Source organism: Glycomyces salinus, from assembly GCF_016428645.1.
Lineage (GTDB): Bacteria > Actinomycetota > Actinomycetes > Mycobacteriales > Micromonosporaceae > Glycomyces > Glycomyces salinus.
Genome location: NZ_JAELXW010000008.1, coordinates 129,194 through 143,992 on the forward strand (window position 1 = coordinate 129,194; position 14,799 = coordinate 143,992).

Here is a 14,799-nt window from a genome sequence, read left to right on the forward strand (position 1 = left end):
GGAATGTGATCGAGACATGCAAGAATTGATCGCATGACGGGCTTCAATGAACCTGCTCCCACTCAGACCGCGCTCCTGCTGCTCGGCCGGGGCACCGACCCCGACTCCGAGCGCGGCGTCGACTGTCCCGGGGAGCTGCCCGAACCCAGCGACCCCGAGCTGGTCGAACGCGCCCGGGCCGCCAAGGCCGCGCTCGGCGACGACCTGTTCATCCTCGGCCACCACTACCAGCGCGACGAGGTCATCCAGTTCGCCGACGTCACCGGCGACTCGTTCAAGCTGGCCCAGCAGGCCGCGGCCCGCCCCGAGGCCGAGTACATCGTCTTCTGCGGCGTCCACTTCATGGCCGAGAGCGCCGACATCCTCACCGGGCCGCACCAGAAGGTGGTCCTGCCGGACCTGGCCGCGGGCTGCTCGATGGCCGACATGGCCACCGCCTCGCAGGTCGAGCAGTGCTGGGAGGACCTGACGCGTGCCGGGATCGCCGAGACCACCGTCCCGATGACCTACATGAACTCCTCGGCCGCGATCAAGGGCTTCGTCGGCCGCGAGGGCGGGGTCGTGTGCACCTCCTCCAATGCCGAGCGGGCCCTCAGGTGGGCCTACGAGCGCGGGGAGAAGGTCCTGTTCCTGCCCGACCAGCACCTGGGGCGCAACACCGTGGTCCGCGACATGGGCTTCGAGCTGGACGACTGCGTGCTCTACAACCCGCACAAGCCGGGCGGCGGCCTGACCGACGAGGAGCTGCGCGAGGCCAAGATCATCCTGTGGAAGGGCCACTGCTCGGTCCACGGCCGGTTCACCCTCGACACCGTCGAGGAGATGCGCGAGCGCAGGCCCGAGGTGAACATCCTGGTCCACCCCGAGTGCCGCCACGAGGTGGTGTCCGCGGCCGACTACGTCGGCTCGACCGAGTACATCATCAGGACCCTGGCCGCGGCCGAGCCCGGCAGCTCGTGGGCCGTGGGCACCGAGTTGAACCTGGTCAGGCGCCTGGCGAACGAGCACCCGGACAAGGAGATCTCCTTCTTGGACCGGACGGTGTGCTACTGCTCGACGATGAACCGGATCGACCTGCCGCACCTGGTGTGGGCCCTGGAGGAGCTCGTGGCCGGCCGCGTGCCGAACCAGATCACGGTGGAACCGGTCACGTCCAAGCACGCCCGCGCGGCCCTGGACCGGATGCTCGAACTGCCGTAGCGGCGCAACGCTTGTCCGGGGGCGTCGGTTGCGGCCCGCCGAGGTGCGCATGATCACCGTGGGTTACGTCGCTACCTGGGCGTATTCCCCGTGGCCGTTCCGTTATCGTTGGTCGACGATCCCGGTTGATCACAGGTCCACCCATCCCACTGAGGAGAGCTGTTGAGCGGCACCGCGACCACCCCCGAAGACATGCTCATCGTCCATGGCGGTACCCCTCTCGAAGGTGAAGTGACCGTCAGAGGCGCGAAGAATCTCGTTTCGAAGGCGATGGTGGCCGCGCTGCTCGGCACGGCCCCTTCGGTGCTGCGCGGTGTCCCGGCCATCAGAGACGTCGAGGTCGTCACGGGCCTGCTGCGCGTCCACGGCGTCGACGTCGACCTCGAGGGCGACACGCTCTACATGGACCCGACCTCGGTGGAGTCGGCCGGAGTCGACCAGATCAACGTGCACGCCGGGACCAGCCGGATCCCGATCCTGTTCTGCGGCCCGCTGCTGCACCGCCTCGGCCACGCGTTCATCCCCGACCTGGGCGGATGCAACATCGGCGGCCGCCCGATCGACTTCCACCTGGACGCGCTGCGCCAGTTCGGGGCCGTGGTCGAGAAGTCCCCCGACGGCACCCACATCTCGGCCCCCGACGGACTCAAGGGCATCCGCTACGAGCTGGAGTTCCCGTCGGTCGGCGCGACCGAGCAGGTGCTGCTGGCGGCGGTGCTCGCCGAGGGCACGACCGAGCTGCGCAACGCGGCCATCGAGCCCGAGATCATCGACCTGATCTGCGTGCTCCAGAAGATGGGCGCGATCATCAAGGTCCACACCAACCGGGTCATCGAGATCGTCGGCGTCGCCGAGCTCAAGGGCTACACCCACCGGGCCCTGCCCGACCGCATCGAGGCGGCCTCGTGGGCCTCGGCGGCCCTGGCCACCGAGGGCAGCGTCTTCGTGCGGGGCGCGAAGCAGGCCGACATGATGACCTTCCTGAACGTCTTCCGCTCGATCGGCGGGGCCTACGAGGTCGACGACGACCCGGTCGAGGGCGGCATCCGCTTCTGGCACCCCGGCACCCCGCTCAAGCCGGTGGCGCTGGAGACGGCCGTCCACCCCGGGCTCATGACCGACTGGCAGCAGCCGATCGTGGTGGCCCTGACCCAGGCCGACGGGCTGTCGATCATGCACGAGACGGTCTACGAGAACCGCTTCGGCTACACCTCCGAGCTGCGCCGCATGGGCGCGGGCATCGAGCTGTACTCCGACTGCCTCGGCGGCACGCCCTGCCGCTGGGGGCGGCGCAACTTCCTGCACTCGGCGGTCATCGCCGGTCCGAGCAAGCTCCACGCGACCGACCTGCAGATCCCCGACCTGCGGGCCGGGTTCAGCCACCTGATCGCGGCGATGGCGGCCGAGGGCACCAGCCGGGTCTACGGGGTCGACCAGTACATCACCCGCGGTTACGAGAACTTCGAGGCGAAGCTCCGGGGACTGGGCGCGAAGATCGAGCGTCCGGCCGCGCAACGGGCATAGGTATGCTGGGAGTCAGCACGCCGTCGCGAATCTAGGAAGGTCGAGCGCCCCGTGGGGAAGAAGTCCGCCGAAGCCGCCGAACCCGTCGAAGAGGCGGGTCCCTCCGCCACCGGGAAGAAGGGCAAGCCCACCCCGAAGCGGCCCAAGCAGGTGAAGGCTCGCCCGCCGGCCAATCCGCCGATGACCTACAAGGAGAAGCGGAAGCAGGCGAAGTCGGGGAACTCCAAGCTCACCAAGGAGCAGAAGAAGCAGGCCAAGTCCGACCTCCGCGCCGAGCGGGCCCGCATCGCCGAGGGCCAGTGGAAGGGCGACCCTCTGTTCGACAAGTACCACCTGGCGCGCGACCGCGGGCCGGAGCGCCTGCTGGTGCGCGACATCGTCGACTCCCGGCGCACGATCGCCCAGTACTTCTTCGCGATCACGATGGTGCTGCTGCTGGCCACGAACGTGTTCCCGACCGCGGTCGGCATTCTGATGCTGGTGTGGGTGGCGATGATGGCCGGTCTGGCGCTGGACTCGTACTTCCTGTGCCGGAAGATCAAGCGACTGGTCTGGAAGCGGTTCCCCAAGACCGAGCAGCGCAAGGGCGGGCTCTACTGGTACGCCATCCAACGCTCGATCATGTTCCGCTCGATGCGCAACCCCCGCGTGCGGATGAGCTACAAGGCCACCGAGGAAGATCTGGGCCAGGTCGTCCGGTAACTGGCTTTGGCGTATTTCGCGAGCTATATATTCCTCTAGTCTGCCCCGGCCTTCGTTCGACCCTCGCGCGGTGGTCGGGGATGGCTTAATCTGAATGTCGTAACCCTCAGTAACTTGTTGAAAGTTGTCGTCAACGTGGTGGATGTCGCGGCTGACCTGCGCGCCGGGCTGGTCCGCGCCCTGGGACCGCTCGACCGCGCCACCATGCGGCACGGCATCGCCGACCCCCACGCTCTCCAGCAGATCCGCGAGGAGTCGGGCCAGCGCCTGGCCAGGCACCCGTCCGAGGCCGACCAGTCGCGGCTGCTGGGCATCCGCGGCGTGGTGCTGCGGGTCCTCGGCGACTTCGACGGGGCCGAGGTCGACGCGGCCGCGGCCGTCAAGTACGCCGAGGCCGTCGGCGCCGACATGCTGCTGGCGCCCGCGCGCGCCCGGCTGGGCCAGGTGCTGCGCGTGCAGGGCCGCTACGAGGAGGCCGACCAGTTGTTCGCCCTGGCCGAGGCCGGGGAGCTGCCGCGCACGCTGACCGGCGCGGTCCGCGCCTACGCGGGGCTGTCGTGCCTGGCGCAGGGCCGGGTCACCGAGGCCCTGATCCACATCCAGCGCGCCACCGAGTACAACCCGCACGCGTTCGTCATGCAGATCGCCGAGGTCGCGCTCGACCTGGCCGAGGAGCGGGCCGCCAAGGCCGGCTTCGGCCTTCCCCCGCGCGGCTGGGCCGAGCGGGCCGGGCACCCGGCCCCCGAGCGCTTCCAGGACCAGCAGACCGGCCGCTACGGCTACCTGGGCCCGGACGGGCGCCCGGTCATCCAGGCCGCCTTCAGCCAGGCCGGGGACTTCCGCGGCGGCGTCGCCGCGGTCTGCCAGGCCGACTGGGGCGCGATCGATCGCACCGGGACCGTGGTGGTCCCGATGCTCTATAACTCGCTCGACACCACCACGGTCGACGGCCGGACGGTGACCGGTTTCGTCGGCGGCGTCGCCGTGGCCGGGCAGCGGGGCCGCCTGGGCGTGGTCCACCGCTCCGGCCGCATCATCGCCGCGCCCCGCTACCAGCAGGTCCAGGTCCACCCGGCCGGTTTCCTGGTCTCTGTGGACGGATATTCGTGGGGCACGCTCGGGCTCGACGGCGCCGAGCAGGTGCCGATGCGGGTCGACCGCGCCGAGGCCGTGCGGACCCTGGACGCGGCCGTCTCGATCGACGACGGCCCGCTGTAGGGCCCGCGATTGACAACCGTGGCTTCTTAATGCGTGTGATATTCCGATCCTTGACGCTAGCCGCGCGGCAGGTAGGCTCTTGAGCATGGAGTTTCGTCATCTCGGCCGCTCAGGCCTCGTCATTTCCGAACTCGTCTACGGCAACTGGATCACCCACGGCGGCCAGGTCGAGGAGGACGCCGCACAGGCATGCGTGCGCGCCGCCCTCGACGAGGGCATCACGACCTTCGACACCGCCGATGTCTACGCCCACGGCGCCGCCGAGGAGGTCCTCGGCCGCGCCCTCAAGGGCGAACGCCGCGACGGCCTGGAGATCTTCACCAAGGTCTACTGGCCGATGGGCGAGGGCAAGAACGACCGCGGTCTTTCGGCCAAGCACATCAAGGAATCGATCAACAACTCCCTGACCCGGCTCCAGACCGACCGCGTCGAGCTGTACCAGGCCCACCGCTACGACTACGAGACACCGCTCGAGGAGACCATGCAGGCGTTCGCCGACGTGGTCCGCGCGGGCAAGGCCCACTACATCGGCGTCTCGGAGTGGACGGCCGACCAGATCCGCCGCGCCCACGCCCTGGCCGAGGACCTGAAGATCCAGCTGGTGTCGAGCCAGCCGCAGTACTCGGCGCTGTGGCGCGTCATCGAGGCCGAGGTCGTCCCGGCCTCGGAGGAGCTGGGCATCGGCCAGATCGTGTGGTCCCCGCTCGCCGGCGGCGTGCTCACCGGCAAGTACAAGCCGGGCCAGGAGGCCCCGGCCGGATCGCGCGGCGCCGACCCGAACTACGGCCGCTTCGTGGAGCGCTGGATGAGCGACGAGGTCCTCGAGCGCGTCCAGCTGCTGGCCCCGATCGCCGAGGAGCAGGGCCTGAGCATCGCCCAGCTGGGCCTGGCGTGGGTGCTCCAGAACTCGAACGTCTCGGCGGCGATCATCGGCGCGACCCGCCCCGAGCAGGTCAAGGAGAACGTCAAGGCCGCCGGGTTCAAGCTCGACGCCGACGTCATGGCCAAGATCGACGAGGCCCTCGAGCCGGTCGCCGAGACCGACCCGAACCTCACGCAGAGCCCGAAGCCGCGAGTCTGACCGCTCGCTCCAGCAGTTCCGGATCGGCCGCATCGAACCATTCGATGCGGCCGTCCCGTTTGAACCAGGAGCGCTGGCGGCGGACGAACCGGCGGGTGCCCTGGACGGTGCGGCGGAACGCCTCGTCCTCGTCGTACTCCCCCGCCAGGTGGGCCAGGACCTGCTGGTAGCCCAGGGCCCGCGAGGCGGTCCGGCCCCGGCGCAGGCCGCGCCGCTCCAGCTCGCGGACCTCCTCGACCAGTCCGGCCTTCCACATCGTCTCCACGCGGCGCTCGATGCGCTCGTCCAGGGTCTCGGTGTCGAGGTCGACGCCGATGCGGACGGCCTCGATGCGGGCCTTGGGCTCGGGGAGGCTGGCGGTGAACGAGCCGGTCAGCTCGATCACTTCGAGGGCCCGGACGATGCGGCGGCCGTTGGAGGGCAGGATCGCCTTCGCGGCGGCCGGGTCGGCGGTCCGCAGGCGCTCCCACAGCGCGGCCGAGCCCTCGCGGTCCAGTTCGGCCTCGAGGCGGGCCCGGATGGCCGGGTCGGTGCCGGGGAAGTCCATCTCGTCGAGGGCGGCCTGGACGTAGAGCCCGGAGCCGCCGACCAGGACGGGCCGGTTCCCGCGGGCGCGGATGTCGGCGACGGCGTCCCGGGCGAGCTTCTGGTATCCGGCGACGTCGGCGGCCTCGGTCACGTCGAGGACGTCGAAGACGTGGTGGGGCACGCCGCGGCGTTCGGCCTCGGTGACCTTGGCGGTCCCGATGTCCATTCCCCGGTACAGCTGCATCGAATCGGCGTTGACCACCTCTCCGGAGAGGCGTTCGGCGAGGGCGACCGAGAGCGCGGTCTTGCCGGCCGCGGTAGGCCCTACGACCGCGATCACCGGCGGCGGTAGGGTGGGTGTGCTGTCTCCTCGGACCAACAGAAGACCCTTCCGATTCGTACGGCCTGTATGGTACGGGGAGTATTCCCCAAGTTCGTGCTTAAGGATTTGAGATTACCGCGATGAGTGACCTCGGAGACTGGACCCGCTTCGGCCGGATCGACGCCGATGGCACGGTCTATGTGAAGACCTCCTCCGGCGAGCGCGCGGTCGGCTCCTGGCAGGCCGGCTCCACCGAGGAGGGCCTAGCGCACTTCGCCCGGAAGTACGCCGACCTGGTGGTCGAAGTCGATCTCATCGCGGCACGCCTGAATTCCGACTCGGCCGACGTGGAGCAGGCGGCCTCGCAGCTGCGCAAGCTCCGCGAGGGCCTGGAGACCGCCGCAGTCGTGGGGGACGTCGAGAGCCTGGCGACCCGCCTGGACGAGCTGTCCAAGCACGCCGACGAGCGGGTCGAGGAGTTCAAGGCCGTCAAGGAGGCCGAGCGCGCCGACGCGGTGGCCGCCAAGGAGGCGCTGGTCGCCGAGGCCGAGGAGATCTCGCAGCGCGACAGCCACTGGAAGGCGTCGGGGCAGCGCTTCGGCGAGATGGTCGAGGAGTGGAAGTCGATCCACGGGGTCGACCGCAAGACCGATCAGAAGCTGTGGCGGAAGTTCGCCGCCGCCCGGGACGCCTTCACCCGCCGCCGCGGGGCCTACTTCTCGCAGCTCGACGCCGAGCGCAAGGTGATCGCGGCCAAGAAGGAAGAGCTCATCGCGGCCGCCGAGGAGCTTTCGACCTCGACCGACTGGGGTCCGACCGCCGACCACCTCAAGGCCCTCATGGCCGAGTGGAAGGAGGCCGGGCGCCTGGCCCCCGACGCCGAGCAGAAGGCGTGGAAGCGGTTCAGGGCCGCCCAGGACGTGTTCTTCAACGCCCGCTCCGAGGTCTTCAGCGCCCGGGACGCCGAGCTGGAGTCAAACCAGGCGGTCAAGGAGGAGCTGCTCAAGCGGGCCGAGGCCCTGGACATCCAGGCCGACCCGAAGGCCGCTCAGGCCACGTTCCGCGAGATCCAGGGCGCCTGGCACGACGCCGGCCCGGTTCCGCGCAAGCACCAGGCGAAGCTCCAGCGCCGCCTGCGCAACGTCGAGGACAAGCTGCGCGAGGCACTCGACACGGCCTGGCGGAAGGTCCCGGTCGAGGAGAATCCGCTGCTGATCCAGATGAAGCAGCAGGTGGCCGAGGCCGAGGAGAAGCTCGAGCGGGCCAAGTCCGACGGCGACGCCAAGCGCATCAAGAAGGCCGAGCAGGAGCTGGCCGGGAAGCGGCAGTTCTTGGAGTTGGCGGAGAAGTCGCAGTAGCGGACATAATCGAAGTACTACAACGGCGTGGACCCCAGCGGTTCACGCCGTCTTCATTCTGCGGGACGATACTCACAGTGACACCCCGCCGACAGGAAGGCAAGGCATGGCCCTGGAATCCACTCTCCCCCAGCAGTTCATCCCCACCGAGCAGGTCTTCAACCTCCGCGACATCGGCGGGCTCGACGCCGCCGACGGCAAGAAGGTCAAGACCGGCATGGTGTTCCGCTCGGACAACTTCGGCCAGGCGACCGAGTCCGACCTCGACTACATCGTGAACGACCTGGGGGTCCGCCACGTCATCGACCTGCGGCGGCCGAACGAACTGGAAGTGACCGGCCGCTTCCCCGAGGTCGAGGGGGTCGACTTCCACCACTTCGAGCTGCGGCACATCCCCTGGGAGTCGGTCGAGCGGGAGGTCTTCGCCGACTCCCCCGAGGAGGAGATCGTCCGGTTCCTGCGCCAGCGCTACTCGGGGATGATGGAGGCCGGGTACAAGGCGGTCCGCGACTCCCTGGATGTGATCTCCCTGGGCGAGCCGGTGATCTTCCACTGCATGGCGGGCAAGGACCGGACCGGGATCGTCGCGGCGGTGCTGCTGGCGCTGCTGGGGGTCGACGACGAGGACATCGCCGCCGACTACGAGCTGTCCAACATCGGCCTGGAGCGCTGGCGGGCCTGGCGTGACGCCAACCTCGGCGCCCCGGAGCGGGACCGCGGCCTGGGCACGCCGGCCGAGGCGATGCGAGCCACGATCGAGGAGATCAACGACCGGTTCGGCTCGTTGGCGGTCTACGCCAGGGCGATCGGCTTCGACAAGGCCGACCGCGTCAGGGAGCTCCTGCTCGAATAGTTACTAGCCGCACGGCTAGAAAATCGCTTGCCGGTCGTCTCGGGGTCGTTTTACCGTTACCTGGTGGGTTCAGATCGGTCAACTTCGAGTTCTCAGTCCAAATCAGACGATCCCCGATTGCGTCGCAAGCCCGGACCCAATCTGTTGAGGATGCGGCGGTACCTGTACCCGTACAGGTACCGCCTCGCATTGCTGTGGACGATGGTCCTGCTCAACATCTGCGCCGGGCTCGCCGTCCCTCCCCTGGTCGGAGCCGCCATCGACGGCCCGATCACCGATGGCGACCTGGGGGCCCTGTGGGTCTTCGCGGGCGTCATCGCCGGGGTCGGCGCCCTCGACGCGGTGCTCAACCTGATCCGCCGGTACTTCCAGACGGCCACCGCCATGGCCATCGAGGCCGACATCCGCGAGGCCGTCTACGAGCACCTGCAGCGGCTCCACACCGGCTTCCACGACCGCTGGCAGACCGGGCAGCTGCTCGCGCGGGTCACAGTCGACCTCGGCATGGTCCGCCGCTTCTTCGCCGGCGGCATGGTCTTCGCGATCTCGTCGACCGGCATGACCATCATCATCATGGTCCAGCTGTTCTGGATCGAGTGGCGGCTGGCGCTCATCGTCGCGGTCGCGGCGGTGCCGCTGTTCCTGATCGGGCGCGGCTTCTTCCGGAACTACCTGCCGGCCGCCCGCAAGGAGCAGGACCAGTCCGGAGAGGTCTCCAGCGCCGCCGAGGAGTCTGCCAACGGCATCCGGGCGATCAAGGCGCTCGGGCGCGGCCCGCTCATGGCCGACCGCTTCGAGAAGGAGGCCGAGAAGCTGCGGGTCCTGGGCATCCGCAAGAACCTGATCGCCGCCAAGTCCTGGTCGGCCTTCGGCGCCATCGCCTCGACGATGCTGGGCTCCACGCTCGTCATCGGCGCGATCATGGTCGCGAACGGCCAGCTCACCCCCGGGCTGCTGACCGCGTTCATCATGCTCCAGCTGAACCTGCTGTGGCCGATCGAGGCCGCCGGGTGGGTCATGGCGCACGGCAACGAGGCCATGAGCGCCGCCGACCGCGTCTACGAGGTGCTCGACACCGAGCCGACGATCCGCGACCGCCCCGGGGCCAAGGCGGTCGACCGCTCCTCGATCCGCGGGAAGCTGGCCTTCGAAGGGGTGCGGTTCTCCTTCGACGACGATGACCGCGAGGTCCTGCGCGGAGTCGACCTGGAGGTGCGGCCGGGCGAGACGCTGGCGATCGCGGGCCGGACCGGCTCGGGCAAGACCACGCTGGTGTCCCTGCCGTCCCGGCTCAACGACCCGACCGGCGGCCGGATCACCCTGGACGGCACCGACATCCGCGATTTGAAACTCGAGAGCCTGCGCAGCGTGGTGACCACCGCGTTCGAGGAGGCGACGCTGTTCTCCATGAGCGTGCGGGAGAACCTCGCCCTGGGCAGGCCCAACGCCGACGAGCACGACGTCGAGCAGGCCGTCCGGGTCGCGCAGGCCGAATTCGTCTACGACCTGCCGTACGGGCTCGACACCCGCATCGGCGAGCAGGGGCTCTCGCTGTCCGGCGGGCAGCGGCAGCGCCTGGCGCTGGCCCGCGCGGTCGTGGTCCGGCCGGCGGTGCTGGTCCTGGACGACCCGCTGTCGGCCCTGGACGTCCACACCGAGGAACTGGTCGAGAAGGCCCTGGAACAGGTCCTGGTCGACACCACCGCGCTGGTGGTCGTGCACCGCCCGTCGACGGTGGCGCTGGCCGACCGCGTCGCCCTCCTCCACGAGGGACGCATCGCGGCGATCGGCACGCACTCCGAACTGATGGAGGGCAGTCCCGAGTACGTGGACGTGCTCTCCGCCGAGGCCGAGGGGGTGGCGGCGTGACCGCACCTGCGCACGACGACAAGCACGTGTCCTGGCGCGGACGCAGCGAACAGGCCGACGCCGAGCGCACCAGCGCCGAGCTCGACGACGCCGAGGCCATCAAGGAGCTGCGGTCCCGCTCGCGGCGGCTGCTGGGATCGATGATGCGGCCCCACAAGAGGTCGATCGCGGCCCTGGTGCTGATCCTGCTGGGTCAGAACGTGGCGACCATGACCGCGCCGATCCTGGTCATGTACGGCATCGACCACGGCATCCCGGCCATCACCGACCGCGACGACTACTCGGTCATGATCGCGGTCGCGGTCGCCTTCGCGGCGGCGGCGGCACTGGAGTACGTGTGCATGCGGCTCTACATCGTGCAGTCCGCGAAAGTGGGCAACGCGATGCTGTACGCCCTGCGCAACCGCGTGTTCTGGAAGTTCCAGCGTTTGTCGGTGGCCTTCCACGAGCGGTTCACCTCCGGCCGGGTCACGGCCAGGCAGAGCTCCGACATGGAATCGATCCGGGAGCTGACCGAGAACGGCGTGGACGACCTGGTGCTCGCGGCGATGAACGTCGTGACCATCGCCGTGGTCATGCTGGTGATCGAGCCGCTGCTGGCGGTGGTCTCCCTGCTGACGTTCCCGCTGATGCTGCTGCTGGGCAAGTGGTTCAGCCGGGTCTCGGCGATCGCCTACCGCAAGGCCCGCGAGACGGTGGCGCTCCTGATCGTCTACTTCGTGGAGTCGATGGGCGGCGTCCGCGCCGTCCAGGCCTACCGCAGGGAGGACCGCGACCGGGAGATCTTCGGGCGGCTCAACTACGACAACCGGTTCGCGCAGGCCAAGGGCCACCAGCAGAACGCGATCATGGCCGGGGGCATGCGCGGCATCGGCCACCTGGCGACGGTGGTGGTGCTGCTGTTCGGCGGCTGGCAGATCATGCTCGGCAACACCGAGATCGGCGTGCTGGCCGCGTTCCTGCTCTACATGAAGCGGTTCTTCGACCCGCTGAACGAGCTGGTGCAGTTCTACAACGTGCTCCAGTCGGCCACGGCCGCCCTGGAGAAGCTCTCGGGCGTCATGGACGAGAAGATCGAGGTCGCCGAGCCCGAGAACCCGAAGCGGATCGAGAGCCCGCGCGGTGAGCTGCGGTTCGAGAACGTCCGGTTCCACTACCGGGAGGACCAGGTGGTCCTGCCGGGCCTGGACCTGCACGTGCCCGGCGGCCAGACGGTGGCACTGGTCGGCGCGACCGGCGCGGGCAAGACCACGATCGCCAAGCTGGTCAGCCGGTTCTACGACCCGCGCGGCGGCACGGTGCGGCTCGACGGGGTGGACCTGCGCGATCTGTCCGAGTCCGACCTGCGGGAGGGCGTGGTCATGATCACCCAGGAGAACTTCCTGTTCAACGGGACGATCGCCGAGAACATCGAGCTGGGGCGGCCGGGCGCGACCCGGGACCAGATCGTGGAGGCGGCCCGGGTGGTCGGCGCCGACGAGTTCATCGAGGAGCTGCCCGACGGCTACGACACGCACGTGCGCAAGCGCGGCGGGCGGCTCTCGGCCGGGCAGCGGCAGCTCGTGGTGTTCGCCAGGGCGTTCCTGGCGGACCCGCGCGTGCTGATCCTCGACGAGGCGACCAGTTCCCTGGACATCCCCTCGGAGCGGCTGGTGCAGCGCGCGCTACGCACGATCCTGGCCGACCGGACGGCGATCATCATCGCCCACCGGCTGTCCACGGTGGAGATCGCCGATCGGGTGCTGGTCCTGGAGTCGGGCCGCATCATCGAGGACGGTCCGCCGGAGTCGCTGATCGACTCCGGCGGCCAGTACGCCGAGCTCCACCGCCAATGGGAGGACAGTCTCGTGTGAGACCGGGGCGGACGGCGCCGGACGCCGTCCGCCCTTTCCGGTAGGCTGGACGCCACCCGAACGCGCGCCGCGCGGAACCCACCCGGCTTGGAATCCTCTCGAAAATGCCCGAACCAGACCCCGAGCGCATGCGCGTCTCCAACGCGGAGCGCGAAGCGGTCGCCGCCCGACTCCAGGAGGCCCTGGAAGCCGGGCGCCTGGATCTGTCCGAATTCGACCAGCGAAGCCGGGACCTCTACGACGCCCAGACCTACGCCGAGGTCAACCGGCTGCTGGAGGACCTCCCGTCCGCGCCCCTGGCGGTCCCGCCATCCACGGGTGCGGCCGAGGAACCGACGTCCGACGAGGACCGGCCGATGGAGAACGGCATGGGTATCGCGGCACTGGTGACGGGAATCCTGGCGATGGGGAACGTCATGCCGTTCGCGCTCCTGGCGATCGCCTTCGGCGCCGTGGGCTTGTACAAGGTCAGGCAGGACAGGGCCGACAATCCGGCCATAGCGCTCGTCGGCCTGCTCTTCGGATTGGTTAGCATTCCGCTGGGGATCTTGTTCATGGTGCTCGGCGTGTTCTACTGGTGGTGACCGCTCAGCGGCATCCGGCCGCTACAGGATTGCGAATCCGCGAGCGGCCGCCACTTCGGCCTGCTCCTTGTCGCGGGATGCGAACGCATACTGCTCTCCGGCGGCGAGCTCTGGGACCACCAGCGACGCGGTCGCGAGGTGCCAGGCATCCATCGCCCTGATGCCGTAAGCAATCACGATTTCGAAGGCATCACGTTCCACCTCGGCCTGCGGAGCCGTCAGAACGGTGATCGCTCCGTTAGCGGCGGTATCGGCCTCCCAGGAGGAGAGCAACATCGCCTGGTCGCCGCGATTCGCGCGCGCCGCCCGCACCAGTGCTCCGCTGACCTCGATCCGCGTCCACGACCCGGTGACGACCTGGATGTCGGGATCGCGCAGAAGCCTCTGAGCGCGGTCGTGCTGCTGCTCATCGGGCAGGTACGCCCGAGCGAGGACCGACGAGTCGGCATAGACGATCACAGGCGGTCCCGATCCTCATCGATGATCGCATCGAGGATCCGTCCGGCTCCGCGCATGGATTCGGCGGCTCGGGCCCGCAGCTCCTCGGGATCCTCGGTCACGTCGACCGGACGCAGCGGTTCGGCGAGTACACCGAGGGCCGCCGCCCGCGCTCGGACCTTCTCCTGTTCGGAGCGATGTTCATCCGAGCCGACCACGTTGAGTATCTCATTGGCGATCGCGTTGACCGACCGGTGTTCGCGCTTCGCGCGCTCGGCGAGTCGGGCGTGCAGATCGTCGTCGACGCGCAGGAGTAGCTGCTTCATACGCAACATGATATCACTTTCACTCAAGTGATATCTTCACATTCGGTCGACGACTTCGGCGTTCATCGGCGGCCGGTCAGGAGGTAGTAGTCGATCCAGCCGTTCTCGTAGCACTTCAGCCAGTTGCGGCCCCATGAGTCGCGGTATTCGGTCTGGGAGATCCAGCGGTCGAAACCGTGCCAGACGCGCTCGCCGATCGATTGCACCCGGACTTCTCTCAGGCCGCCCTCGCGGAGGTCGGATTCGAAGTCGCCGACCAGGTGGATGACGTCGATGCGGTCCCCGACGGTCTCGATCATCTCGGCGATGTGCGAGGCGCCTTCGAGTCCGGGGGCGAAGAAGGTGGCGGCGGCGAAGCGGCCGCCGGGACGCAGGACGCGGTGGACCTCGGCCACGACTTGGACGAGGTCGTCGACGTGCTGGAGCATCTCGACCGAGTACACCGCGTCGAAGGAGGCGTCCGGGGCGGGGATCTCGGTGACCGCGCCCTTCCGGAAGGACAGGCGGCCTCCGAGCTCGGTGAGGGCGGTTCGGTTGACCTCCGCGGCGCGTTCGAGCTGGTCGTCGGAGCGGTCGAGGCCGGTGACGGCGGCCCCGGTCTCGGCGGCGGTGAGCGCGGCCCCGACGCCGAGGCCGCAGCCGAGTTCGAGCAGCTCCTCCCCCGGTGCCGGTTCGAGGCGGGCGACCACCTGCCGGTACAGCTCGGCCTGGCTCTCGGTGCGCTCCTCGACGGTGATCGGACGGTCGGGCAGCTCACCCCAGTAGCCGTAGTTGATGAACGATCCGGAGAAGAGCGTCAGCGAGCTCAGATCGTGCTCGCCGTACATCAGGTCGCGCCGCTGTTGGGCGCTCGGCCGCTGTTCCATACCACCCGATTCTGGCAGATCGCGCCGGGCCGGTCACCGCCCGGCGCGCCGAACGCGCCTCAGGCGGCTGGCGGAGT

The 14,799-nt window shown here is 69.1% G+C and carries 14 protein-coding genes; 10 read left to right on the forward strand and 4 right to left on the reverse strand.

What is annotated here, in order from left to right:
* Positions 1-33 precede the first annotated feature (33 nt).
* The 5 genes from nadA to JFB92_RS03685 all read left to right on the forward strand — a co-directional run bounded on the left by nadA (position 34) and on the right by JFB92_RS03685 (position 5,725).
* Positions 34-1,200, forward strand: a complete 1,167-nt coding sequence (gene nadA, locus JFB92_RS03665; protein ID WP_199034986.1) for a quinolinate synthase NadA — start codon at positions 34-36, stop codon at positions 1,198-1,200.
* Between the two features lie 192 nt (positions 1,201-1,392).
* Positions 1,393-2,724 (forward strand): UDP-N-acetylglucosamine 1-carboxyvinyltransferase, encoded by a 1,332-nt coding sequence (murA, locus tag JFB92_RS03670; RefSeq protein ID WP_199035048.1) that lies wholly within the window; start codon positions 1,393-1,395, stop codon positions 2,722-2,724.
* 51 nt (positions 2,725-2,775) lie between these two features.
* Positions 2,776-3,426 (forward strand): DUF3043 domain-containing protein, encoded by a 651-nt coding sequence (locus tag JFB92_RS03675; protein WP_199034990.1) that lies wholly within the window; start codon positions 2,776-2,778, stop codon positions 3,424-3,426.
* A 114-nt stretch (positions 3,427-3,540) separates the two neighbouring features.
* Positions 3,541-4,644, forward strand: coding sequence for a WG repeat-containing protein (locus JFB92_RS03680; protein ID WP_199034991.1), 1,104 nt, complete (start codon positions 3,541-3,543; stop codon positions 4,642-4,644).
* Positions 4,645-4,729: 85 nt separating this feature from the next.
* Positions 4,730-5,725 carry an aldo/keto reductase family protein gene (locus JFB92_RS03685; protein ID WP_199034992.1) on the forward strand — a complete coding sequence of 332 codons (996 nt, stop codon included), beginning with the start codon at positions 4,730-4,732 and terminating at the stop codon, positions 5,723-5,725.
* On the opposite strand, the gene miaA is transcribed toward JFB92_RS03685, so the two are convergent.
* Positions 5,697-6,593, reverse strand: coding sequence for a tRNA (adenosine(37)-N6)-dimethylallyltransferase MiaA (miaA, locus tag JFB92_RS03690; protein ID WP_307789004.1), 897 nt, complete (start codon positions 6,591-6,593; stop codon positions 5,697-5,699). The two genes, JFB92_RS03685 and miaA, sit on opposite strands and share 29 nt — an antisense overlap.
* Before the next feature lie 122 nt (positions 6,594-6,715).
* Here miaA and JFB92_RS03695 point away from each other — a divergent pair, with 122 nt between their 5' ends.
* The 5 genes from JFB92_RS03695 (at position 6,716) to JFB92_RS03715 (ending at position 13,092) form a co-directional block, all read left to right on the forward strand.
* Positions 6,716-7,933, forward strand: coding sequence for a DUF349 domain-containing protein (locus tag JFB92_RS03695; RefSeq protein ID WP_199034994.1), 1,218 nt, complete (start codon positions 6,716-6,718; stop codon positions 7,931-7,933).
* 106 nt (positions 7,934-8,039) lie between these two features.
* Entirely contained in the window at positions 8,040-8,786 is a 747-nt protein-coding gene (locus JFB92_RS03700) for a tyrosine-protein phosphatase (protein WP_199034995.1), read from the forward strand.
* Positions 8,787-8,936: 150 nt separating this feature from the next.
* The gene (locus JFB92_RS03705) at positions 8,937-10,655 is read left to right on the forward strand and encodes an ABC transporter ATP-binding protein (protein WP_199034996.1); all 1,719 of its coding nucleotides are present in this window, start codon (positions 8,937-8,939) and stop codon (positions 10,653-10,655) included.
* Positions 10,652-12,508: an ABC transporter ATP-binding protein gene (locus JFB92_RS03710; RefSeq protein ID WP_307789005.1), complete on the forward strand. Its 1,857-nt coding sequence runs from the start codon at positions 10,652-10,654 to the stop codon at positions 12,506-12,508. Before JFB92_RS03705 ends, JFB92_RS03710 begins: the two co-directional genes overlap by 4 nt.
* 104 nt (positions 12,509-12,612) lie before the next feature.
* Positions 12,613-13,092: a DUF1707 and DUF4190 domain-containing protein gene (locus JFB92_RS03715; protein ID WP_199034998.1), complete on the forward strand. Its 480-nt coding sequence runs from the start codon at positions 12,613-12,615 to the stop codon at positions 13,090-13,092.
* 21 nt (positions 13,093-13,113) lie between these two features.
* Here JFB92_RS03715 and JFB92_RS03720 read toward each other — a convergent pair whose 3' ends face one another.
* The 3 genes from JFB92_RS03720 to JFB92_RS03730 all read right to left on the reverse strand — a co-directional run bounded on the left by JFB92_RS03720 (position 13,114) and on the right by JFB92_RS03730 (position 14,722).
* Positions 13,114-13,551 carry a type II toxin-antitoxin system VapC family toxin gene (locus tag JFB92_RS03720; RefSeq protein WP_199035000.1) on the reverse strand — a complete coding sequence of 146 codons (438 nt, stop codon included), beginning with the start codon at positions 13,549-13,551 and terminating at the stop codon, positions 13,114-13,116.
* Positions 13,548-13,856: a FitA-like ribbon-helix-helix domain-containing protein gene (locus JFB92_RS03725; protein ID WP_199035002.1), complete on the reverse strand. Its 309-nt coding sequence runs from the start codon at positions 13,854-13,856 to the stop codon at positions 13,548-13,550. The genes JFB92_RS03720 and JFB92_RS03725 overlap by 4 nt, the downstream gene beginning before the upstream one ends.
* Before the next feature lie 62 nt (positions 13,857-13,918).
* On the reverse strand, positions 13,919-14,722 hold the full coding sequence (locus JFB92_RS03730) for a class I SAM-dependent methyltransferase (protein ID WP_199035004.1): 804 nt from the start codon (positions 14,720-14,722) through the stop codon (positions 13,919-13,921).
* Positions 14,723-14,799 lie beyond the last annotated feature (77 nt).